Origin of the sequence: Chthoniobacter sp. (genome assembly GCF_040003245.1) — a bacterium.
Lineage (GTDB): Bacteria > Verrucomicrobiota > Verrucomicrobiia > Chthoniobacterales > Chthoniobacteraceae > Chthoniobacter.
Map to the genome: position 1 here is coordinate 1 of NZ_JBDUCX010000110.1, position 21,044 is coordinate 21,044.

General features: G+C 63.2%; 22 protein-coding genes. 6 read left to right on the forward strand and 16 right to left on the reverse strand.

The genetic code is table 11. From position 1 onward, the window contains the following. The coding region (locus ABJF10_RS16055; RefSeq protein WP_348545603.1) for an NAD(P)/FAD-dependent oxidoreductase at window positions 1–1,009 on the reverse strand (1,009 nt) is incomplete at its 3' end. A 61-nt stretch (window positions 1,010–1,070) separates the two neighbouring features. On the opposite strand from ABJF10_RS16055, the gene ABJF10_RS16060 reads away from it, so the two are divergent. Continuing rightward, on the forward strand, window positions 1,071–1,592 hold the full coding sequence (locus ABJF10_RS16060) for a MarR family transcriptional regulator (protein ID WP_348545604.1): 522 nt from the start codon (window positions 1,071–1,073) through the stop codon (window positions 1,590–1,592). A gap of 104 nt (window positions 1,593–1,696) precedes the next feature. On the opposite strand, the gene ABJF10_RS16065 is transcribed toward ABJF10_RS16060, so the two are convergent. The 4 genes from ABJF10_RS16065 to ABJF10_RS16080 form a co-directional block, all read right to left on the reverse strand. Continuing rightward, window positions 1,697–1,921, reverse strand: coding sequence for a hypothetical protein (locus tag ABJF10_RS16065; RefSeq protein ID WP_348545605.1), 225 nt, complete (start codon window positions 1,919–1,921; stop codon window positions 1,697–1,699). A 50-nt stretch (window positions 1,922–1,971) separates the two neighbouring features. Further along, window positions 1,972–2,571, reverse strand: a complete 600-nt coding sequence (locus tag ABJF10_RS16070) for a VOC family protein (protein ID WP_348545606.1) — start codon at window positions 2,569–2,571, stop codon at window positions 1,972–1,974. A gap of 407 nt (window positions 2,572–2,978) precedes the next feature. Next, a complete protein-coding gene (gene raiA / locus ABJF10_RS16075) occupies window positions 2,979–3,500 on the reverse strand; it encodes a ribosome-associated translation inhibitor RaiA (protein WP_348545607.1) in 522 nt (173 codons plus the stop codon). Between the two features lie 23 nt (window positions 3,501–3,523). Then, window positions 3,524–4,132: a hypothetical protein gene (locus tag ABJF10_RS16080; RefSeq protein ID WP_348545608.1), complete on the reverse strand. Its 609-nt coding sequence runs from the start codon at window positions 4,130–4,132 to the stop codon at window positions 3,524–3,526. A gap of 148 nt (window positions 4,133–4,280) precedes the next feature. Between ABJF10_RS16080 and ABJF10_RS16085 the strand changes: the two genes are divergently transcribed. Both ABJF10_RS16085 and ABJF10_RS16090 read left to right on the forward strand, forming a co-directional pair. Further along, the gene (locus ABJF10_RS16085; RefSeq protein ID WP_348545609.1) at window positions 4,281–5,180 is read left to right on the forward strand and encodes a LysR family transcriptional regulator; all 900 of its coding nucleotides are present in this window, start codon (window positions 4,281–4,283) and stop codon (window positions 5,178–5,180) included. Window positions 5,181–5,970: 790 nt separating this feature from the next. Further along, window positions 5,971–6,117, forward strand: coding sequence for a hypothetical protein (locus ABJF10_RS16090; protein ID WP_348545610.1), 147 nt, complete (start codon window positions 5,971–5,973; stop codon window positions 6,115–6,117). A 29-nt stretch (window positions 6,118–6,146) separates the two neighbouring features. Here the strand turns inward: ABJF10_RS16090 and ABJF10_RS16095 are convergent, their stop codons facing one another. The 5 genes from ABJF10_RS16095 to ABJF10_RS16115 all read right to left on the reverse strand — a co-directional run bounded on the left by ABJF10_RS16095 (window position 6,147) and on the right by ABJF10_RS16115 (window position 10,995). Then, a complete protein-coding gene (locus ABJF10_RS16095; protein WP_348545611.1) occupies window positions 6,147–6,743 on the reverse strand; it encodes a MarC family protein in 597 nt (198 codons plus the stop codon). A gap of 24 nt (window positions 6,744–6,767) precedes the next feature. Further along, entirely contained in the window at window positions 6,768–7,118 is a 351-nt protein-coding gene (locus ABJF10_RS16100; RefSeq protein ID WP_348545612.1) for a hypothetical protein, read from the reverse strand. A 67-nt stretch (window positions 7,119–7,185) separates the two neighbouring features. Next, window positions 7,186–7,731 (reverse strand): hypothetical protein, encoded by a 546-nt coding sequence (locus ABJF10_RS16105; RefSeq protein WP_348545613.1) that lies wholly within the window; start codon window positions 7,729–7,731, stop codon window positions 7,186–7,188. A 190-nt stretch (window positions 7,732–7,921) separates the two neighbouring features. Continuing rightward, entirely contained in the window at window positions 7,922–8,497 is a 576-nt protein-coding gene (locus tag ABJF10_RS16110; RefSeq protein WP_348545614.1) for a DUF488 domain-containing protein, read from the reverse strand. A gap of 110 nt (window positions 8,498–8,607) precedes the next feature. Then, window positions 8,608–10,995 (reverse strand): glycoside hydrolase family 15 protein, encoded by a 2,388-nt coding sequence (locus tag ABJF10_RS16115; protein ID WP_348545615.1) that lies wholly within the window; start codon window positions 10,993–10,995, stop codon window positions 8,608–8,610. Window positions 10,996–11,220: 225 nt separating this feature from the next. On the opposite strand from ABJF10_RS16115, the gene ABJF10_RS16120 reads away from it, so the two are divergent. From ABJF10_RS16120 to ABJF10_RS16130, 3 genes are all read left to right on the forward strand, one after another. Continuing rightward, on the forward strand, window positions 11,221–11,976 hold the full coding sequence (locus ABJF10_RS16120) for a succinate dehydrogenase/fumarate reductase iron-sulfur subunit (protein ID WP_348545616.1): 756 nt from the start codon (window positions 11,221–11,223) through the stop codon (window positions 11,974–11,976). Window positions 11,977–12,063: 87 nt separating this feature from the next. Beyond that, window positions 12,064–12,495 (forward strand): group III truncated hemoglobin, encoded by a 432-nt coding sequence (locus ABJF10_RS16125; RefSeq protein WP_348545617.1) that lies wholly within the window; start codon window positions 12,064–12,066, stop codon window positions 12,493–12,495. Between the two features lie 48 nt (window positions 12,496–12,543). Then, on the forward strand, window positions 12,544–13,635 hold the full coding sequence (locus ABJF10_RS16130; RefSeq protein ID WP_348545618.1) for an NADH:flavin oxidoreductase/NADH oxidase: 1,092 nt from the start codon (window positions 12,544–12,546) through the stop codon (window positions 13,633–13,635). A gap of 36 nt (window positions 13,636–13,671) precedes the next feature. Here the strand turns inward: ABJF10_RS16130 and ABJF10_RS16135 are convergent, their stop codons facing one another. The 6 genes from ABJF10_RS16135 to ABJF10_RS16160 form a co-directional block, all read right to left on the reverse strand. Further along, window positions 13,672–14,019: a molybdopterin-dependent oxidoreductase gene (locus ABJF10_RS16135; protein WP_348545619.1), complete on the reverse strand. Its 348-nt coding sequence runs from the start codon at window positions 14,017–14,019 to the stop codon at window positions 13,672–13,674. 94 nt (window positions 14,020–14,113) lie between these two features. After that, window positions 14,114–15,334, reverse strand: a complete 1,221-nt coding sequence (locus ABJF10_RS16140) for a Wadjet anti-phage system protein JetD domain-containing protein (protein ID WP_348545620.1) — start codon at window positions 15,332–15,334, stop codon at window positions 14,114–14,116. Continuing rightward, the gene (locus ABJF10_RS16145) at window positions 15,331–18,681 is read right to left on the reverse strand and encodes an SbcC/MukB-like Walker B domain-containing protein (RefSeq protein ID WP_348545621.1); all 3,351 of its coding nucleotides are present in this window, start codon (window positions 18,679–18,681) and stop codon (window positions 15,331–15,333) included. The genes ABJF10_RS16140 and ABJF10_RS16145 overlap by 4 nt, the downstream gene beginning before the upstream one ends. Then, window positions 18,674–19,300 (reverse strand): DUF4194 domain-containing protein, encoded by a 627-nt coding sequence (locus ABJF10_RS16150; RefSeq protein ID WP_348545622.1) that lies wholly within the window; start codon window positions 19,298–19,300, stop codon window positions 18,674–18,676. Before ABJF10_RS16150 ends, ABJF10_RS16145 begins: the two co-directional genes overlap by 8 nt. Then, a complete protein-coding gene (locus ABJF10_RS16155; RefSeq protein WP_348545623.1) occupies window positions 19,297–20,715 on the reverse strand; it encodes a Wadjet anti-phage system protein JetA family protein in 1,419 nt (472 codons plus the stop codon). Before ABJF10_RS16155 ends, ABJF10_RS16150 begins: the two co-directional genes overlap by 4 nt. A gap of 126 nt (window positions 20,716–20,841) precedes the next feature. Further along, the coding region (locus ABJF10_RS16160; protein WP_348545624.1) for a molybdopterin-dependent oxidoreductase at window positions 20,842–21,044 on the reverse strand (203 nt) is incomplete at its 5' end.

Here is a 21,044-nt window from a genome sequence, read left to right on the forward strand (position 1 = left end):
TGACGAGACCTTCATGGATGAGGTCGCCGGCCAAAACGCCACTTTTCAATGCGAGCATCACGCCGCTGCTAAAGACGGGATCGAGGAAGACCAATGCGTCCCCGACCAGTAACAGCCCCGGCGCGGCACAGTAGCGTGAGTGGCGACTGTATTCGCTGGTGACGAAGTATTGGCCGGTCGAACTTCCGGTCGAAAGCTGGGCCTTGATCCATTGGTTCTCTTCCACTTCGCGATGAAACATGGCGCCCGGCTCTTTCACACCTCCGCGCGTGAGGTATTTGCCCTCCGCGACGACTCCGACACTGACCATGTCGTTGTGCCGCGGAATGTGCCAAAACCAGCCTTGATCGGGCACGTATGCGACGGTGGTCGTGCCTTCGTCGATGCCGGCTTCGCGCCTCGACCCACGGTAGTAAGTCCAAACGGCGATCTTGTTGAGAAACGGATCGCGCATCTGCCAGCCGCGTCGACCGGCGGTGAACGCCTCCTTGCCGGTGCAATCGAGGGTAATGGGTGCGTGAACTTGATAGCTGCGACCAGAAGTTCGGTCGAGCGCCTCCACTCCAATCACCTGTTCTCCCTCCATGAGCAGGCGGGTCACGGCGGTCTGCTCGCGGACTTGCGCACCCTTTTCCCGCGCATTATCGAGAAGCATCTGGTCAAACTCCGAACGCAAGACCTGCCACGATTGGGCCACGGTTTGGCGGTCGTAGCGGTTGAAGAAATAGAACGGCGCCGAACATCGGCCGTCGGGCTGCACGAACCGGGCGCTATATTTTTTGACGAAATGCGACGCCTTCATCTTCGGAATCATCCCGAGCCGCTCCAGCGGTCCGAATGCGAAGGGAAGGAGCGACTCGCCGATGTGGTAACGCGGAAATTTCTCCCGTTCGATGATCAAAACACGATGCCCATACTCCGCGAGGATCGCCGCAGAGGATGCCCCTGCCGGACCGCCACCGATAATCAGGGCGTCGCAATTTTCCGCAGCGTTTCCGGAAATGCTCATGGGAGAAAGCGGAGATGAGAATGCACTTGCATATATCGTGTTACGATATAGGTAGCACGCCGTGACCAAAAGCGAATACGAAATTCTGGCCGCCTTCCGTTATGAGCTGCGCAAGTATTTGCACTTCAGCGAGCAGGCCGCGCAGCAGGAGGAGTTGAGCCCGCAGAAGTATCAGGCGCTCCTCGCCATCCAGGGTTTTCCCGGTCGCAGCGAAGTCACCATCGGAGAACTCGCCGAACAGTTGCAGATCGTCGCGCATAGCGCCGTCGGGTTGGTCGATCGGCTGGAAGATGACGGGCTGATCCGCCGGCAGCCCTCAAAGGAAGACCGGCGTTGTGTCTTTGTGAAACTCACCCCACGAGGGAAAACGATCCTGGAGAAACTCGCTTCCGTGCATCGAGAGGAACTCGAGACGGTCGGCCCGCTGTTGACCGGGTTCCTTGCTCGGGTCTCGACCGGCAAGAAATCCTCCAAACGCGACCTGAAATCACCCAAACGAACATCTCGGGGCGCGTCGGATCGCGGTCCGGTCGAGCGCCGTCCAAACGCCAGCCCCGTTTGCTACGCTCCTGAAGAAGATTAACCATGGCTAAAAACACAGAAGACCTTAAACGCGAGAGCCGCGGCTTGCGCGGACACATTTCCGAATCACTCAAGGCAGGCGGAACTCATTTCGGCGAATAGGAACTACAGCTCCTCAAGTTCCACGGCTCCTATCAGGAGGACGACCGCGATTTGCGGAGCAAGCGCAAGGCGGAAGGTCTCGACAAGGCGTGGCAATTCATGGTGCGAAGCAAGATCCCCGGAGGAGTCGCGCTGGGCACTTTGCTCGCCTTCGCGGCGGCAACGCTTTGGCTTCTCGTTTTCACGCGCATCCAGCGTTGGCGGTCGTTGCGCCAGCGCGAGATCCACATCGCTTGATGGTCCACGCGGTCCTTCGAGCAGACAATGAAGGCTAGACGTTAGGCTGCCATCGCCGGCGTGCGTTCGAGTGCTGCGCTTTCCGGCAAATGCCAACGGCCGCGCCACAGCTCAGTGCCGCCCGGAGCGCGACGACGATCGACGTAGATCTCGATTTCGTTTTTGTCTGGATCGTGGAAACGAACGGTCCAACTAATCCCGTTGTTCCGGCTGATGAACGGCACGTTGGCCTCCGACAACTTGCGCCGCATTGCCGCGAATGCGGCGCGATCGGGCACCTCGATGGCGAAGTGCGCGACGCCCACCGCGCGCCGCGAGGGAGTCGTGGTCCAGGTTCCGATTTCCTCCAGCGCGAGGGAGTGATGCTCGTCGCCAAAGGCGAGGAAAGCATAGCGACCCGCCCATTCCCTCAACCGCAGTCCGAGGACGCTGACGTAGAAGGGAAGCGAGCGATTGAGGTCGCGCACCTTCAAATGCACGTGGCCGAGGCGCACCCGGCGCAAGTCCGGCGTGTGCTTGCGCCGGCGTTCACGGTTTGTCGGAGACGGATGAGCGTGGCCGTTGGTGAATGGGATCACGGCCAGTTCGGCACCGGGCATGGTCCGTCGGTTATTGGTTCGATCGAGTTTCGTGAGGGTCATGATGGGAAGTTTGTTCGTTGTTTGGAGGTGGGAGCGCGGCCGAGGCACGCGCGCAAAGCGAGAGAGCAACTGCGGGTTGTCAGCAACGGGTTCGCCCCGATTCTTGACGCGCTGATAGCTACGATTTCGCCGCGCGTGCCGGGCCATCTGGGCGACAAATCGCCGCAGGCTCCGGTCGGTCGCGGTCCCATCGCGCGGAAGCGCCTGCTGCGCGTTGGCGACAAATCGTTTCGTCGTCGCGTGAATGACGCGCCCGCGCAAGATTGCGCGCGCTATTCGGATGGAGTGTGTCGGTTGGGTTGTTTGGGTCATGTCGGAAAAATTGGCTGAGTGGAAGGCCGCGCGCGTCACCCGGCGCTCGCAGGCTGGGTGAGGGGAAATTCACCTCAGCCGCGATGCAGCTTGGGTCAGGCCGACGCGTCGGCCGCGAGGGCAAAAGGCGAGTCGCGTCGAAAGCCAAACACGCGCATTTCCTGGCCGCCCTCTCGATTCTGGGGCGTTCGCTCTGCCGGGTGTGGCGCAAGATCGATCGATGGGGATTCCAGCGCGTCAGGCATCTTACGGAGCCCTGCGTCGGCGGTGAAAGCGCTGCCACGTTTGATGAAGGACTTGGCGAGCCGGGTCTTGCGTTTGCGGGACAGCCGCGCGAGACGCGTCACGAGTTTCACCACTGCGGAATAGAGATTCGCATGGGTCGCACTCGCGTGAAGATCGCGTCCCGGCAAAGCGAGGCGCGCGCTGGCGGAATAGCGCTTCCCCTCGCTGGTGCCGTGGTGGCGCCGGAGCACCACGTCCGCCGACAGCACGTCGATTGCGGCGCGGGACAGGCCGTTGAGTTTCTCATAGACGAATGCGCGCAACGCGGGGCTGAGACTGAGGTGATGAGGAGTGATGTGGATCGGCATGGTGGTCATATTGGTATGGTTCATAAGCGGTGGTGCTGGTCGTTCGGTCATCGGGTGGAAAGCGTGCTGCCGCCTTCGTTTTCCCAGCGTTCCAGGCAGCAAGGTTTGTCGGTGCGAGCGCGCCTGGCGCTGGCCTGCACGGGGCGCGAGCTGTTTCCATTGGAGCGGGCCGAACGTGCGTCGCGAAGTGAAACGGAATCGATTCGGCGTGGGAGGGCGCGAGTGGCTGGGACTGGTTGCATGATGGTTGCAGGCATGGTGGCGGTGTGGATGCGGTGCGCACTGGTCGTCGGGCGATCCCGCTGCGAGTTCGGGGAGGAAAGGGTCGCCCGTGACGCCATGGTTGCGCGCCTGGGTTCGGAAAGTTTGGCGCGGAAGCTCCGTGAAGTGCTTGTGCGCGCCTGTTTTGGAAATGGATCGGGAACGAAGTATTCCGGACGTTCCAGATCAGGCGGCGTCGCGATCGGCGCGATGGTCATCCGCGAGCCGAGATGTCTTGCGGTCTCGCCGAGCACGTCCAGCAAACGGCGCTTGGCGCCTTTCGCCTCAGCCGCTGTCGAGCCGGGATTTACGAGGATTTTGTGCAAATTGAAAATGATCTCGCTGGCACTTGTGCGGCGCGGCAGCACGGCGGGCGTGCTGCGGAGGCGGGGCATGGTGGATGGAGGGGCAACAAGGGCGATCATGAGTGTGGTTCGGTTATAGGTTTCCTTTGACGCCCCCAGTCTAGCTTCTCCCTTGTGAAAGGACTAAGACGGGTATTCGATCAAACCGATAGCTTTCCCGTATCTACCTTCTTCACCCATGGATTGGCTCAATCTTCATCATCTCCGTTACTTCTGGGCCGTCGCGCGCAAGGGCGGTGTGCGCAAGGCGGCGCAGGAGTTGCACGTCTCGCAGCCTTCGATCAGCGCGCAGCTTCGCCTGCTCGAAGAAGCGGTCGGCGATCAGCTCTTTCAGCGCAGCGGGCGCAATCTCATCCTCACCGAAACCGGCCAGCTCGTGCTCAGCTATGCGGACGAGATTTTCTCCTCCAGCCGGGAGTTGATGAGCGCGTTGAAGCAGCGCCCGGCCAGCCGCGCCTTGCGGTTCAACGTCGGAATGACGGACTCGCTTTCCAAACTCCTCGCCTTCGAGATTCTCAAACCCGCATTCCAATTTTCGGAGCCCACGCACGTCGTTTGCCGCCAGGCGGAAATCGGGCCGCTGGTGCAGCGATTGCAGGCCCACCGGCTCGACATCGTGCTCGCGGACGAGCCGGCATCGAGCTCGCTCAACGCGAAGATTTTTAATCACAAGCTCGGTCGCTCCGGGGTCACCTTTTGCGCGGTGCCGGCCATTGCGACGAAGCTGCGCCGCGATTTCCCGCGCTCGCTCCACGAAGCTCCCGCCGTATTGCCCAGCGAAAACATGGGCATGCGCGTGGCGCTGGAGACCTGGTTCGATTCGCAGAAAGTGCGGCCCCGGATCGTAGGAGAATTCGAGGATTCCGCACTCATGGAAGTCGCCGCCTCCGGCGCGCTCGGCTTCACCACGGTGCATACGGTGGTCGATGACGCGGCGCTGAAACACTACGGCCTCAAAGTCATCGCCAAGGTCGAAGAGTGCGGCAGCGATTTCTACGCGATCACCGCCGAGCGCCGCGTAAAACATCTCGTCGCCGCCGCGATCACCGAGCACGCCTACACGCAGCTCTTCGTGTGAGGTCGCGGAATCCGCGGGTCGAAGCGCCACCCTTCGAGAATTGGATGAGCCCGTCAATTCACGGAGTCTTGAGCCGATACCCGATGCCGGGTTCGTTCACGATCAACGTGGGCCGGCGACGCTCCAGAGTCTTGCCTGGCTTCGGCGGGGAAGTGCGCGCACTGACCAAATTGACGGAGATGCCTGAGAAGCGAGCGCCGACGCCTCTCAGGCAGTGGTCGCCCCTCGTCAGGCGGGAGGTCGCTCCGGGGCGTCTTCCGTCTTTGTCTCGGGATAGGCAGACGCCCGCAAATGCGCGTTCATCGCCGCGACTTCCGGCGAGCGATCGTTAAAGGGCAGCACCGGGTAGCCGCGCCTTTTGCGGCGAGTGCTGGCTCCGAGTGGATCTCCGTATCTAATCATTTCTTCATGCAGGTTTGTATGGTTCATAATCTTGTTTGTTTTGGGTTCTACTGTGTTTCGCTGGCGTAGCTTTTGGTAACGCCCTCGCGTTTGTTTGCTCGCGGAAGCGCTCCGCCTTCATTCTCCCAGCGTCCGAGCCAGCGGTTCATCTGTTTCGGACAAGCGCGGGTTTCGTCCGAAGTATGGCCGCCGGACGAAAAGCGCCGCCTGCCGCGAGAGAGCGATGGAAGAGCCGGCAGGGTGACAAGGCTGGGAGTAAGAGGGGAAATCATTGAACTGATGGGCTGAGTGTTTTCTTTGACGCTCACAATCTAGTGTCTCTGTGCGAAAGGACTAAGACGGGTATTCGATCACACCGATAGCTTTCGCGTATCTACTTTCTTCACCCATGGACTGGCTCAATCTTCATCATCTCCATTACTTCTGGGCCGTCGCGCGCAAGGGCGGGGTGCGCAAGGCTGTGCAGGAACGCCGCGTGAAACACCCGGCCGTCGTGGCGATCACCGAGCACGCCTACACGCAGCTCTTCGTGTGAATGTTTTGCCGGTGCGCTGATCGACCGCTTCAGAGATGAAAGAATGCGCCGATCCCCGTGAGCACCATCTTCGTGGCGATGGCGATGAGGACCATGCCCATGAGACGTTCCATCGCCACGAGGCCGCGGCGCTTCAGCAGCTCGGCGAGGGCAGTCGAATAGAATAGGATCAGTCCCGTTGCAGCCCAGGCCAGTAGCACTGCGGCGAGCCATTCCGGCCAGCGGGATGGGTCGCTGCTCATGACGAACAGAACCGATGCCAGAGCGGATGGACCGGCGAGGAACGGGACGGCGAGCGGCACGAGCACCGGATCGTTTTCCGCAGCTTCCATATCGACGGCGAATGCTCCGCCAACCGGCGGAAACACCATGTGCAGTGCGATGAGAAAAAGGACGAGCCCGCCCGCGACTGTCAGGACCGATTCTGAGATGCCGATGGCGTCGAGCAGGTAGCGTCCTGCGAAGAGAAAGAGGATCAGGAAGGCGAGCGCGAGCAGCAACTCGCGGACGATCACCTTGCGCCGCCGCTCAGGCGCGATGGGTTGCAGCACGGACAAAAACAGCGGCACGTTTCCAAACGGGTCCATCACCAGAAACAACAACAGCGCGGCAGAGAAGATGGTCATGTCTGCACCGTGTTCCCTCTCGCGTTAAGAAGCGATCTCACCGCCGCGATGTAACGGCGCGGGTGCGCGGTTGGGGCGCTCGACGAACAACGCCAGTGGGCGGTGCGGCTGGAAGGACTTGGGAAGCGGACGCACCAGGCGGGTTCGCCGTTTGCCCGCGGTTGATCGCGGAACGACCTCATCGGACTCCATGCGCTCGGTCGGCGCTGCCTTCTCGGGGCGGGTCGTGGCGACTGCCTTGTCCTCCGCGATGCGGCGCCGGTAGAGGGCCACCTTCACGGCGATCACCAGCGCGACCGGAGCGAGGCCAACCAGCAGGGTGAGGACGAGATGCAGGAACCTAAAAGTCCCAGTGAGTTTGCTTTCAAAAAACATGGGTATCCTTTCTGTGAGTTGTGCGGTCGAGCGCCGCGTCGAAGACCACTTACGGCTCCGCGCCTGTTCATTGACGGACGAGCGTCCGCGCCTCCTGGCGAAGGTCGGACCGCATCCGTCGCGCGTGAGGTGTCGGGCTGGTGTTTACGCGGCGGACGTCGCCAGATGTGCTGCCACTCGTGGCTGCGGAATGCAACCGCGGCACCGCATCTGACTGCATCCGCCGATGCGCTTCGCGACCGAGTTCGGTGATCGTGAAGCCGTCCCGGCTCATGCGGACAAACCGCGCCACCTGCAAAATGCTGAGCACCGCTCGGACCGCTTGAAGCGAAAACTCGTCGTGCGTCCTGCGCCGTTCCTGCTCCGCTCGCACATCGCGTTCGAGCGCTTTGAAGCCGACCGGCTTCCCATTTCTCGCGAGAACGCTCAGGACGGCTGATGACGATTTGGAACGCGCGAAGAAATCGACGAGGGCGTCTTCGAGAGGCCGCAAATCGCGAATGACACGGTGGGTCGGCTCCGTTTCGCCAACCACTCGGTGCGCGATCAGCACCAGCCCGACCATGATCAGGTCGAGAACGACGAAAAGGGCGAGTAGAAGAAGGATGTCCATAGTTTGCTCCCGGTTGGGAATTTGAGGTCAAGACCGTCGGAATGGAGGTCTCGCGATGCCATTACTCTACCCCGCCCAAGAAGATCGAATATGACTCCGTTTGTATCAGAGCGATCGTTTTACACTATCCTACTCCTGGCCCATGCCCACTCCGCCGAGGGCCGTGAGAAGAGCCGCGGTCGCGCCAGGCTTACAAAAGCTCGGCTTGTGCGTTGTCGGGCGGATAGGTGACTCGGAGGCCGGTTCTCTTCGCGAAAGCTCGGATCGAGTGAGCGTCGCGACGGGCTTCGCTCATGATGTGTTCGGCCGGAATGCCGCGAGCGACCAGGGCGTCGGCGATCATGGAGCGATGGCAGCGCCACGGCACGGCCTCCGCGCACATCAGCGCGACGCGATCTTGCTTCGCCAGCTCGATGAGCTCTTGCAGAGCCGCGGCAAACTCCGGCGTCTGCATGTAGTCGGCATAGCCGCGGAACGAGGCGTTTCTCAAACCCGTGTTGATCGAGTCCGGCTGCGCACGACGCAAGCCGCCGAGCCCGGCCATGGGGGTATAGCCAATGCCGGCCGCCGCGAGCGAAGCGGGCAGCGTGTCGCGATTGAACTGAGGATTGTGCCGTGAACGCGGCACCGTCCGAACATCGATCACGCGAGTCGCGCCGTGCGCTTTCAAAAGCCGAATGAACTCGTCGATAGCACGGGTCGAATGGCCGATCGTGAGGACCGCCGGCGGAATCGCGGAGGATTCGTCTTTGGGTGGGGAAAGCATTCTGAAACCTAGCATCGCTTCATCCGAGTGCGCGCGGCCCCTTGTGACGAGTCCAGGTGACGAGGCTTTGAGGTGAGCTGGACTCGCGCTTGGGCGATGGAGAGTTTCGTTCACACGATCTCTACCTGAAAATTGCGGCCTTCCCAGCGTCCGGCTTCCAGCCAGCGAAAGGTCCATTCGACCGTGGTGCCGGAGGACGCGGCAGCGAGGGGAAGATCGGCAAAATACAAACTCGGCAAGCCGCTCGGTTGTGTCTCCAGGTCGTGCATCGTCTGCCACCGATCGGCGCTCCATCGCACCTGAGCCGCGTCGGCAGTCACGAGACGCAAGATTTTGCCCGCGGAGATGCGTCGTGTCTGATGGCGAAATGTCCAAACTTCATGCTGGCTCACGACGGGCTCGGCGACATAGCGGCGATACGCCGGCTCGATGCGGTCGAACACCGCGCCGTCGCGCGCGCTGCGCACGAGGGTCACGTACTCTGCGTGGCTCCAGCAGAGCGGCATTGCCGCGCCCGTGGGCTCGCCGCGCCGCATCTTTGCTGCCGGAAAATCATCTTCATCCCAGAGCTGCTCGGAGAGCATCCCGCCGTCGTTCGACATCCGCTCCAGCGTCTCAACGAAGGGCCGCGCGTCGAGCCCTGCCGCCAGTTCGTAATGGCCGCGTTCGCCCGTGAGGATCGGCCACGAGCGGCCGACGCCGGTGCCGTCGAAAGCGCCGCCGTCCGCCTTCTGCCCGTAGCCGTCGTGATTGTAGCGCCGCCAGCAGTCGCCTTGCGGCAGTTCGCGGTGGAGCACCGCGTCCATCACCGCAATCGAATCGCGCACCAGCGCGTCGTCCGCGCCGCGGATGCCGAGCCGCACCAGTTGCAAAAAGTCGCCGCCGACGACATCGCGCGCGAGATGTTTTCCCCCGCCGTTGGCGAGCTGGATGTCGAGCGCGTCCACGTCGGGATGCGGATCGGGCGCGAGAGGATCGGCAGGAGTGATGCGGATGTAATGCCGCGGCTTGCCGGGGAGCAGCTCACCCCGCGAGGTCGCGCACCAGTCCTCGATGTGCGCGGCGAGCCAGTCGGCGTAGGCGAGGATAAACTCGGCGGTCTCCTCCGCGTTGCGCTCCCGCGCACATTCCGCCGCACAGACCAGCCCCGCGATGATCGTGGCGAGCGTCGAAGGTGAATAGCCGCTCTGCTCTTCCCAGCGCTCCTGCGCAGTCACCGGGCCTTGCAGCAGCAGATAGCGCGCGGCGTTGGCCATCATCGGCCACGGATCGAATTCGGCGAGCGCCTGCTCCCGCCGTAAACGCCAGGCGAGCAGCATCGGCGCGGCGATTTCATCGAGCTGCAAACCCGTCCAATAACTGCGTCCATCGATCCACGAATTCTGCGGAAACGAGCCGTCCTTTTTCTGGATGCAACCGAGCCAGATGAGCGCGCGCAGCGGCGTGTGTCTTTGCCCGGTGGCGAGCAGCGCGGTGGCGCTTTGCACGAGATCGCGCGTCCAGACGAGATGATACCCGCCGAGTTCGTTGTCACCCTTCGTCTCACCCCACGGGATCGACAGCGACGCGATCACCGCGCCTTGGAAAAGCTTGTCCTCGTGCGCGAGCAGGATGCAGCGCGAGAGTCGATAGAGCCCGCCGTCGTCGCCGGTGTGGACAGAAAAGTCGAACTCCTCGCTGATTTCCGTGCGTCGCCATTGCCGCACGTAGCCCTCGCGATGCCGCTCAAATGGATCGGCGAGGCTCTGCAGCAGCGTGGTCGCGGAGCTTTGCGCGGTCGCGCCAAAAGCCACGCCGAGTGTCCACTCCTCGTGCGCCGGATCGAGTTCCGCCGTGAGCGCGATGTTGCCGCGCTCGACGGCGCGGTATTCCCAATCCATCCGGAAGTCCGCCATCAAGTCCTGCCAACCATCGCTCGTGCCGACAAAGCCGACCGAGCGGCGCGTGAAATCCGGCGCGCAGCCGAAGGAAAGATGCGTGCGTTCCCGCTCGACGTGGAAGACCCGCCGGCCGGCGAATTCGCACGGCCAGCCCGAGTTTTCCGCGCCGCCTCGGACGAGGTGCGGCGCGAGGAGGGCGAAGAGCCGGAGCTTTCCGCGCAACGCTTCATCCTTCACTTCCAGCCGCACATGGACGAGCAGCACGGGCCGGTGCGGGTCGGTGCAGATGTGCTTGATGATGCGGTAGCGTCCGTCCGGCGCGGTGTTCGTGAGCTTGTAGAAAAGACTGTGGCGCTCCGGGTAGGTGATGTCGTGCTGGAGGTCGCGCTTTTCCTCGTGGCAGAAGGTTTCGCCGTCGGTGATGAGAAGCTGAAAGTCGCGCGTGTTCGGCTGGTCGATGGTCGGGTAGTAAATCTCATTCACGATGCCGTGCGAGAGCGTGAACCACAGCCGGCAGCTCGTGTGATACGCCGTGCCGAGCCCCTCCTTCGTGCTGTGCGTCCAGCGCGGCGCGGCCCCCGGCGCACCCGGCGCGAACTGCTGTGTGTCCGCACTCATTGCCGTGCGCCGATGAAGTGTGAACGCGCGTGGCTCGCCGAAGGTGTTGCCGTCATGGAGCGGAACGATAGCGAGTCATGGCGAAGTGCTCCACATCCGCTTTGGTTGATTTCGGCTGGTAGATTGGACGCGACGGTGTAGAAAAAAGCTTACCAAGATGAAGTCCGAAAAAGAGACATCGTGCGCTCAAAAATGACGACAAAAGGGCCACCAGCGCTGACGAAAATGAACTTCAATCTGCGCGTCTGGCGGCAGAAAAGTCCGAAGTCCAAAGGGAAGCTCATCGACTACGAAACGGCGGATATTTCGCCGAACACGTCATTGCTCGAGATGCTCGATATTCTTAACGAGCAACTCACTGAACGCGGCGAAGAACCGATCGCCTTCGATTCCGATTGCCGCGAAGGAATTTGCGGCACCTGTTCGATGACCATCAATGGCGAGGCGCACGGTCCGAACCATCCGGGGACGGCCTGCCAGGTTTACATGCGATCATTTACGAACGGCCAAACGATCGTCATCGAGCCATTTCGCGCCAGGGCATTTCCGCTCGTGCGTGACCTGGTGGTGGATCGCAGCGCGTTCGATCGCATTGTCCAGGCGGGCGGTTTCATCACTGCGCGCATCGGCTCCGCTCCGGAAGCGAACTCAATTCTCGTTCCGAAACACCAAGCCGACCTGGCGATGGAAGCGGCCGCGTGCATCGGTTGCGGCGCGTGCGTGGCGGCGTGTCCCAACGCGTCGGCGATGCTCTTCACTGGGGCGAAGGTGTCACATCTCGCGTTCCTGCCACAGGGTGAACCCGAACGGACGAGTCGCGTGCTCGGGATGGTGCGCGCGATGGACGATGAAGGCTTCGGCAACTGCTCAAACAATTACGAATGCGTGGCCGTTTGCCCGGCCGCCATACCCGGCAGCGTCATGGCAAAAATGTATCGCGAGTATGCGGGGGCGACGCTGCGGGAAACAGTCGCCGAGTGAAATCCGCGCGCCGTTTGTTAGCTGCCCAGGCAGGAGATAGAGTTTACCAGGTTCCTTCCATGTCGGAGCTTGGCCTCGCGCACTTCCATGAACTTACGTGACATCAGCACGGCGACAGACATCCAGACGCTGGTCGATTCCTTCTACGACAGGGTGGGCAGGGACGAATTGCTCGCGCCCATTTTCAATGACGTCGCCCATGTGGACTGGGCCACGCACCTGCCGATCATGTATCGCTTTTGGGAGTCGATGCTCTTCGGAGCCGGCACTTATGAGGGCGCGCCTTTTCCGAAACACGCGGTGCTGCCTGTTCAAAAGGAGCACTTCGTCCGCTGGCTCGCGTTGTTCGTGGAGACCGTGAATGCCCATTTCGCCGGGCCGAAAGCCGAAGAGGCGAAAGGACGCGCTGCTTCGATTGCCGACACCTTTGCGCAGCGCATGGGCCTGCTGAAGGATGCGTCCGGTCTTGGACCCAGCTTGCCGGTGCGTGCGGCGACTCACTCCCCGCGCGCTTGCTAACTCGTAGCCCGGCGGCTGCCGAATCTGACGATCACCTGCCTTCATCCCATGCCCGATCTATTTAGCGAATTCCAACTCAGGAGTGTGCGCCTCAAGAACCGCATCGCCGTTTCACCGATGTGCCAGTATTCCGCGGTCGATGGGGTGGTGAACGACTGGCACTTCGTGCATCTCGGAGCACTCGCGGTCGGCGGCGCCGGGCTCGTCATCGCGGAAGCCACGGGGGTGGCGCCGGAGGGGCGGATCACACCGGGAGACACCGGCCTCTGGAACGATGCGCAGGCCGAGGCGTGGCGGCCGATCGTGCGTTTCATCGAGGCGCAGGGCGCGGTGCCGGGAATCCAGATCGCGCACGCGGGCCGCAAGGCGAGCGCGAGCCGTCCGTGGGAGGGAGACAGTCATTTGCCGGCGGACCATCCCGAAGCGTGGCAACCGATCGCGCCGTCGGCATTGGCTTTTGGAGCGGATCTGCCGCGGGTGCCGCGGGCGATGACGCTGGAAGACATCGCGCGGGTGCGGAAAGAATTCGTGGCGGCGGCGCAGCGGGCGCGCGACGTGGGTTTCAAGTGGCTGGTGCTGCACTTTGCGCATGGCTACCTCGGGCAGAGTTTCTTCTCTCCGCTGGCGAATCATCGCGCTGATGAATACGGCGGCAGTTTCGAGAACCGCGCCCGTTTCCTCCTCGAAACGCTGGACTCCGTGCGCGCGGTGTGGCCCGTCGAACTGCCGTTGACCGCGCGGCTTGGAGTTCTTGATTACGTCGAAGGCGAGCAGCCGATGGAGGAATCGATCGAGCTGGTGCGCCGGATGAAGGCGGGTGGACTGGACCTGATCGACGTGAGCATGGGTTTCAATACGCCGGACGTGAGCCGCATCCCGTGGGGCGAGCACGCCTTCCTCGCGCCCATTGCGAAGCGCATCGGACGCGAGGCAGGCCTGCCGACTTCGACCTCCTGGAATATTTCCGATCCGACAAAAACCGACGCCTTGATTCGCACGGAACAAGTGGACCTGGTAATGATCGCCAAGGCGCTGCTCTCCGATCCGCACTGGCCGTATCACGCCGCGCAAGCGCTCGGCCGGGAGATGCCGCAGAAGATGCTGCCGGACCAATACGCCTACTGGCTCAAGCGACCTTAGAGGGCGTCTAACCTCAGCTCTTCCAATCCCTGCGCCTCAGATATTCGGCAGGAGATCGAAGTATTCGTCGTCCTCGTTCGATCCGCCCTCGCCCTTGCCCAGCATTTCGACCGATTCGACAAACTCGACTCGTTCGATCCACTTCACCATCTTGTAGCCGAGCTGGTTCTCCACGCGCAGCCGGAGCGGCGCGCCATAGATCGCGGTCAAGGGCGCCCCATTCATGTCGAAGGCCAGCATGGCTTGCAGCTTCATCGAGTCGGAGATCCACGTCCCTTTTCTCCAGAGCGCCTTCTCGACCGTCGCCCTGAACCTGCGCGACTGGCTATGCTGCGCCGCCGTCGCCAGTTCAGTCCTCTGGCTGCGCAAATTGAGCAAACTCATTACACCGCGGTCGTCCCCGCGAGCGTTCTGATTCGCAACCCCCACGGCGTCCGCGACTGGCAGCACTTTCTCGCGTAGCTGGACAGAGCCCTGTTCAATCGGGCGGAGGCGGCGGATAAAACGGCCACGCAGGCGACGGCTGCCCGAGGTCTTCCTGCTCGAACGCACCTTTGTCGTCGGAGATTTCGATCCGTTTGATCTCCGACAGCTCGCTTTCGATCAAATGCGGCGACGCGAGGAGACGGCGGATTATCTTTGCATCGTCAGCGCTGAGCGGAACCGGCATCCGTGCCGCGCGATGGTGCATGTGGAGAGAGGTGATTTCCAAGCCGCTTCGTTCGCGGAGATCGCGCAGGATGTCGAAGCCCGCCGGATCGGAATCGCCAAAGTGATGCAGCTCGATCGCGCCGGGCAGGGCGCGCAGGAAGTCGATGAGCGCCGAGTGAGCGAAGCCGCCTTCGCTGCCGCTGCTCGCGAGGAGGACGCCGCTTTGGAGCTTCGCGAGTTCGTGCAGCATCGCGGCATTCTCGACCGTGACGCAGCGTGTGGCGCTGGTGTTGAGACGCGCGGCGCGTAGGTCCGCGGCACCGATTCGCACGGGTTCGCGAAGCGGCGCGAGGTCGAGCGCGCCATCCGCGAGCACGAGCGTGAGCGGGCCGTGGAGTGTGATACTGCGTGGGTTTTCGCGGATGCCGAGGTCGTGCAGCCCGCCGACGCCTAGCCGCGCGAGGCAGGCTTCGATGCGCGGCTGGAGCAGTTCGAGCGTCTTGGAGTTTCCGAAGATCACGGCGCTCGCGAACCGGCGGAAGGACTCGCCATTCCACGCGAGCAAGCTCGGAAGCGCGTCGAGGATTTGCGCGGCCTGCGGGGCGTTCGCCCGGTCGAAGCACGGCGCAAGGCTTCCGCCACCGCGCGCCGTTTCCGCGCATTCGAGGCTAAAGGAACGCCAGCGTTCGGCGAACACCGCCGGCACGTTCCGGTCGGCCGCTTTGTCGAAAAGCTCCGCGAGACTGCTGCGCTCGGCGTTCGGTCCCGGCTCGCCGAGGCACTCGAAAAAGGCGCGCTCCGCCGACGGAGACAGCCGCACCTTCAGGATTGCGCTCGCGTCGCGGGTCGCGCGTTCGAGCGTCACGCAGTCGCGCTTTTCGAGATCGGAAAACTCGCGCTCCGCCTCGACACGAGCGAGGCCGTGGAGGCAGCCCGCCTCTTTCAGCAGATCATTGAACGCTACGATCAAGTCGCGCACCGCCGCCGCGCTGCGCCCGACCCGGCGCGCCCGGTATTTCTCCGCCAGCAGCCGGACCGCTGGGCTCATGCCCACTCCTTCGAGCGCTCGATGGCCTGCTGCCGGTTGAGCAGCGCGCCGATGTTTCGGATGTGCTTGCGGCCCTCGACAAAGCTCTCGCGCTGATGCACCGCGAGCACCTGGTCGCACTCGCCGATGGCGTAAGGCCAGTTGCCGCTCGACATGGAAAGGATGCCCTGGAGATCGACGTCGCGCAGCGCGCGGATCGCGTCGGTGATGCGCTCGCCGGACATCTTGGAAAAAGCCTCGTCGATGGGCACGATGCCAAGCGACGGCTCGGTGTAGCGCTGCGGCAGGTGGCGCTTATACGCGCGGAGGTAGCAGGCGAGGATTGAGATGTAGAAAGGCGTCTGCTTTTCGCCTCCGCTGAATTTATCCGCGTGCCGGTTGAGGCTCTTCGCGCCGAGTTCCGGCCGGCGCGGATCGCTCACCTCCATGTCGTAGCGGAAGTAACTGCGGTAATCCAAAAACGCCTGCGCGAGCTTGCCCTCCGGCTCCTCGACTAGCGCGCGGAAGACGCGCTCGACCGCATCCCGCGTATCCGTCTCCAGTGAGGCGAAGATCGACTCGCCATCCTGTGTGATCGAGCACGCATCGAGCACGCGCCGGTATTCCTGAAACTCCCGCGCCGGATTGTCGTCCACGCGAATGTGATACTGGCTGTCGCCAATCGGCTTTTTGAGCTGGAGATTGAGGTCGGTGATCGTCTTGCGCACGTCGCGGATGGCGCTGGCGAGGCGCGAGGCGACGGTCGTGCGAAACAAGTCCTGCCAGCGCAGTTCCTCGTCGCGCGCCTGCTGCTGGCGCGCCGGCATATCCTCGACGCGGATGCGGTCGAGGAGTTTTGCGTAGGACGGATTCCACGCGGTCTTCGGGTCGAAATCCGGCTCGGCGCGCAGCTCCGGGTGCTGATCGACGAGGCCCTGCCGCAAGAGCTGCACGCGATCCGCAATCCCCGGTAGCTTGCTCTCCAAATCTCGCTGCTGCTGCGCGGCGTGCGAGGCGCAGACGGCATCGACGAGCAGCCGCCCTTTCAACTCCGCGCGCAGTTCGTCGCACCGCGCGACGACGAGCCGCTCGCCGAGTTCGCCCACGATGGAGTCGTAATCTTTCTCCGCGCGTTCCTGCGCGCGCTGGGCGGTTTCGCACTTGGTGGAAAGGTCCGAGCGTTCGTTCGACTGGAGCTTTCCGTGGAGGTCGAGGCGCTTCTTGTCGAGATCGCCGACTTCCTTTTCGAGCCCGCTGATCGCCGTCATCCGGCCTTCGAGTTCTGGCGTCGTCGCGGCGGTGTTGCGGGCGATGAGCCGGTCGCGTTCGGCCTCCAATTCGCCAAGCTGCCGGGCCGCCGCGAGATCGGCGTCGATGTCCTCGGAGTCGAGCCGATGCTCGGAAATGGAGCGCTCGAGCTGCGTCTCCCGCGTGAGCAGCGGCTCGAGGTCGCGCAGCCGGGCCGAGCATTCATCGGCCTGCGCGGTGAGATGCGCCTTCAGCCGGTCGAGTCCTTTCGCGCCGATGCACGGGCGCTGGTCGTAGCGCCGTGGACGCTCGGCGAAGAGCCCGCGCAGCCGGAATCCGTCGCGCATGATCGCGTCGGGATGCCGCCGCAAATCCTCCAGCGAATCCACGCATGCCACACCGCCAAAAAGCTCATTTACTACAGCGCGCGCGATGGAATCGGCGCACTCGATCTTCCGCGCCAGCGAGTCCTCACGCCCCGCCGGATGCCGCGCCAGCGCGCGTTCGGGATCGACCAGCGACTCCCGCTCGCTGTCCTGCGCGAAATCTTTGTAAATCCGCAGCGCCTCCGCGTAGTCGTCGCGGCTCACGACGATTGCGAACTTCCGCGCGAAGGCGAGTTCGATGGCCGGGCGCCAGTCCTCATCCACCACTTCACACAGCTCGCGAAGCTGCCGCGCGGGATTTTCGCGGCCCCGGCGCGGCAGGCGTTTGTTCAGTTCATCGAGCAGCGGCGACGGGACGACGCGATTGAACTCCAGGTTGCGAAGCTGATCCTGCAGCGACTTCAGTTCGCCCACGGTCTTTTGCGAAAGCTCACTCTCCGCCTTCACCGACGCCCGCAGCCGCTCGGCCACGCCCCGCACCGCCGCCGCGACTCCACGCAGCGCGGATTTCAACCCATCCGCGCGCGCCCCCGCCAGCGCGGCCAGCGCGTGTTCCAACTCGCCTGTCTTCCCCGCGTTTCGTTCCGCGAGAAATGCCGCCGCCTGCTTTTGAAAAGACGCCGTTGCGCGCAGCCGGCGCGCCTTTTCCTCCTCGACCGTCTCGCCGATCTGCTTGAGTTCCTTGATGCGATCCACCGCCTTCGCGATCTGCGCTTTCAGTTCGAGCAGCACTGCGCCGCCTTCATCGCGGAAGAGGTTTTTCAGCGATTCGAGGTCCTGCTTCTTCGCCTCGAATGCGCGGCTGACCTCGTCGAATTCCTCCCGCTGCCGCGCCTGCCGCTTGTCAATCTCCGCGAGCTTTTCGCGCAACTCCGCGGCTTCCGCCCGCGTCGCCTCGCGGCGAAAATCCGCCTCCAAAAAGCCGAGCGCGTCCGCATCCCGCCGGGCTTCCTCCCACTCGCGCCGCGCGCCCACGATGCGCTCCAACCGGTCCGCCTTGTCGCCGAGTTTGTCGAGTTCTTCGCGGATGCGGAGGTAGCTGCGGTAGCTGTCCTGCACGGGCTGAATCTTGATGTCCTCGGCCTGGAGGATGTAGCTGCGGCAGAAGGCGTCGAATTTCGGCAGGAAGGCGAACGACATCGCCGACGGCATGAGGAAGTCGATGGTCTCGCGGTGGAAATTGAGATGTTCCGCGAGCCGCTTCCGATAGTCGGTGACGTTGCGGAACGTCTCGCCGTCATGCTTTTTCAGCAACAGGCGAAAGCCATCGCTCTCCAGCGCGAAGCCATCGGGCGTGACGAAATCCGAGCGCTCCAACCGCGTGGGGATGCGGAAGAATTCCTCGTCCGGGCTTTGCGTCGCTGCATCCGCGTAGTCGATGCGCATTCCCCACGTCTCGGTCGTCGCGCCGTCGGGCCAGGTGAATTCCAGCGCGATGAACGTGGCACCGCCGTCGCGCGCGAATTGCGGAATGCCATTCACATCCTCCTGCGTGTCGCACAGGCAATAGCTCTTCTTGTCGCGCCCCGAGGTGTGCCCGCGCCCGTCGCTCGCCGCGTTGTATTTCGAGCGCTGATCGCCGATCAGGACGAGCTGAAGCAGGTCCATGAGCACGGATTTTCCAGCGCCCGTGCGCCCGGCGATGAGCACGTTTCCATGCACGTCGAAGGTGTCGCAATAGCCGAACCATTGGATCGCGTGGAGGCGCGTGAGGCGGATGCAGCGGCTAGCCATGATCCTCCTCCACGCCCTCCGCGCCGCCAGCCATCAGGTCTTCGAGCGCGGCGGAGACTTTCTCGATTTCGCCGAATGGCAGGACGAAGCGAATCGTCGGCAGCACCTCGATACGCGAGCGGTGGAAGTCGTCGGCGTATTCCATCCGCACGAGCTTCCGCGCGGCGAAGAAGCGCAGGATTTCCCGCAGGGAGGAAAGCGACGGCTGCCGATCGCCGAGCTTGGTCTTGAGCGATTCGTTGAAGGTCTCGATGGTGAAGATCACGGGCGGTCCGTCGGCGCGGAGTTGCACATCGTAGTCATACCAGAGGCCCAGCAGGACGAGCGTCCATTCGATGCGAAGCTGGCGCAGCGTCGAGCGCTCGCCGGGTAGCGCGTAGATGAGCTGCTCGTCTTCATTCAGCACCACCTCGAAGCCGATGAGCGCGCAGATTTCGCGGACCCACGGCAGGCGCATGCGCGCCCAGTCGTAAAGTTCGCGGTCGCCCGGCAGATCGCGGACGATGGCCTGGCGGGAGAAGAGTTCGGTGACGGCAGCGCGCAGTTCCTCGCGATCCGAGTCGGAAAGTTCGGGCAACAGCGTGCTGGCGAGCGGCGGGGCGGGAAGGTCGTCGGTCATTTCTTCTCCAGCTCGAATCGCTCAACGTCGAAGCCGGCCTTCGGGTCGAAGCCGATGGGCGCGGCAGGGTTTGCTTCGCGGTCCGTCACAAGGCGGTAGTTTGCGCCGCCCGCGGGCGCGAAGACCAGGCACGAGATCACGTCGAGGATGTCGTCTTCGGCGTGAATCGGCAACTCGACGGAACGCACCTTCTCGCCGCGAGCCATGCCAAGGCGGTCCACGAACTTGTTCGCGCGATCCAAGCGCAGCGAGTTGCGCAGGTTGCGCTCCATCTCGCGCAAGCTTTCCTCGCGGTCCGCATCCGTGAGTTCGGTCGCTACGGGCCTGCGCGGCGCTCTCTCGCTCGATTCCCGCCGCTTCCGCAGTGATGCCATGCCGAGCAAACCGGAGTCGGCGAGGCGTGGCGTGGGCAGCGCGAGCTTTTCCTCGAGATCGGTCAGGCGCGCCGCGGGCAGATGCTCGCGGACGTAGTCGAAGATCGTCTTCACCTGCTGCCGCCGGGCGGAACCGACGTCCTGGATGTAGCGAATGCGCGACCGCGACCGCCGTGCGAAATCGGCCGTGCTCGTATCGACCCGATCCGCCGTGGGCTCGACATCGCCGAGCGCGAGCGACAGCTCCTCGATCGTGCGGACGATTTCCGCCATCGCGCGCCCCGCATCCGGCTCCGTCTCCGTGCGGAGAAAATCCTCGCGCATTCGATTCAACGCGAGGTCGTCTTGCTCAAGCTCCGTGAGGCCGGCCATTGCTTCCCGCAGCCGCTCGGGAAGGCGGGCATGGATCAACTCGCGGTAACAGCGTTGCGTGATGAGCTGAGAAAATTCGTTGTAAATGAGGTCGAGCGCCTCGGCGAGCGTTGCCGCCTGAAGCTGCCGGCGCGCGTAGCGTTCCACCTGCTTGCGAATGAGCCGCAGCTCGCGCAGGCCGGAGCGCACCTGCGCCAGGCAGTTCTTCAGCTCCTCCCAAATCAGCTCCGCGCGCGAATGTGGAGCGCGGAGGTCGGCGAGCCGGTCGCACACGAGCCGCAGCTTGCCCGTGAAGGATGCGATGCTTTGGCTGACAATGTTGCGAAACGCCTCCAGCAGCGTCTGCGCGGCAGGATCGAGGAAGACGGTGCGGCGGTAGTCGGAATGCTTTTCCTCCTCCAGCCACCGGGCCGCGAGCAGCCGCCGGTAAATCACGCTCGACGCCTGTGCCTGTTCGCACGGCCCGTCCTCATCCTCCGGCAGCAAGGTCTGCGTGAGCACGCAGCCGTCGATGATCGCAAGCGCCTCCGCATGATCGAGCGCGTCGCCCCGGCTTGGCATCTCCCGCTCGACGGCGTCGATGACATCGAGATACAGCCGCGCGTTAGGGCTCGTGAGAATGCCGAAAAACTTCGGGTCAAGTTCGGAGAATAGCTTGCTTCCCAACATCCGCAGAACCGTAGATCGGGATGGGTGACGGGGGCAACCTTCTCCTACTCCTCCAAGCGTTGTAGAAGGTGGTGAAACTTGCGCGCGAAGACCGAAGACACGTCCCGGCTTTAGAAACCCGGAGTTTCAGATATTCGGGAGGAGATCGAAGTATTCGTCGTCCTCGTTCGACCCGCCCTCGCCCTTGCCCAGCATTTCGACCGATTCGACAAACTCAATTCGTTCGATCCACTTCACCATCTTGTAGCCGAGCTGGTTCTCCACGCGCAGCCGGAGCGGCGCGCCATAGATTGCGGTCAAAGGCGCCCCATTCATGTCGAAGGCCAGCA

Bases quoted from the DNA above. Each gene is read 5' to 3' on its own strand.
- ABJF10_RS16090 (WP_348545610.1), top strand. From the start codon at position 5,971: ATGGACTGGCTCAATCTTCATCATCTCCATTACTTCTGGGCCGTCGCG.
- ABJF10_RS16120 (WP_348545616.1), top strand. From the start codon at position 11,221: ATGAACTTCAATCTGCGCGTCTGGCGGCAGAAAAGTCCGAAGTCCAAA.
- ABJF10_RS16125 (WP_348545617.1), top strand. From the start codon at position 12,064: ATGAACTTACGTGACATCAGCACGGCGACAGACATCCAGACGCTGGTC.
- ABJF10_RS16105 (WP_348545613.1), bottom strand. From the start codon at position 7,731: ATGGACATCCTTCTTCTACTCGCCCTTTTCGTCGTTCTCGACCTGATC.
- ABJF10_RS16150 (WP_348545622.1), bottom strand. From the start codon at position 19,300: ATGACCGACGACCTTCCCGCCCCGCCGCTCGCCAGCACGCTGTTGCCC.
- ABJF10_RS16110 (WP_348545614.1), bottom strand. From the start codon at position 8,497: ATGCTTTCCCCACCCAAAGACGAATCCTCCGCGATTCCGCCGGCGGTC.
- ABJF10_RS16115 (WP_348545615.1), bottom strand. From the start codon at position 10,995: ATGAGTGCGGACACACAGCAGTTCGCGCCGGGTGCGCCGGGGGCCGCG.
- ABJF10_RS16140 (WP_348545620.1), bottom strand. From the start codon at position 15,334: ATGAGCCCAGCGGTCCGGCTGCTGGCGGAGAAATACCGGGCGCGCCGG.
- ABJF10_RS16145 (WP_348545621.1), bottom strand. From the start codon at position 18,681: ATGGCTAGCCGCTGCATCCGCCTCACGCGCCTCCACGCGATCCAATGG.
- ABJF10_RS16070 (WP_348545606.1), bottom strand. From the start codon at position 2,571: ATGACCCTCACGAAACTCGATCGAACCAATAACCGACGGACCATGCCC.
- ABJF10_RS16135 (WP_348545619.1), bottom strand. From the start codon at position 14,019: ATGAGTTTGCTCAATTTGCGCAGCCAGAGGACTGAACTGGCGACGGCG.
- ABJF10_RS16080 (WP_348545608.1), bottom strand. From the start codon at position 4,132: ATGCCCCGCCTCCGCAGCACGCCCGCCGTGCTGCCGCGCCGCACAAGT.
- ABJF10_RS16095 (WP_348545611.1), bottom strand. From the start codon at position 6,743: ATGACCATCTTCTCTGCCGCGCTGTTGTTGTTTCTGGTGATGGACCCG.
- ABJF10_RS16100 (WP_348545612.1), bottom strand. From the start codon at position 7,118: ATGTTTTTTGAAAGCAAACTCACTGGGACTTTTAGGTTCCTGCATCTC.
- ABJF10_RS16085 (WP_348545609.1), top strand. From the start codon at position 4,281: ATGGATTGGCTCAATCTTCATCATCTCCGTTACTTCTGGGCCGTCGCG.
- ABJF10_RS16155 (WP_348545623.1), bottom strand. From the start codon at position 20,715: ATGTTGGGAAGCAAGCTATTCTCCGAACTTGACCCGAAGTTTTTCGGC.
- ABJF10_RS16130 (WP_348545618.1), top strand. From the start codon at position 12,544: ATGCCCGATCTATTTAGCGAATTCCAACTCAGGAGTGTGCGCCTCAAG.
- raiA (WP_348545607.1), bottom strand. From the start codon at position 3,500: ATGAACCATACCAATATGACCACCATGCCGATCCACATCACTCCTCAT.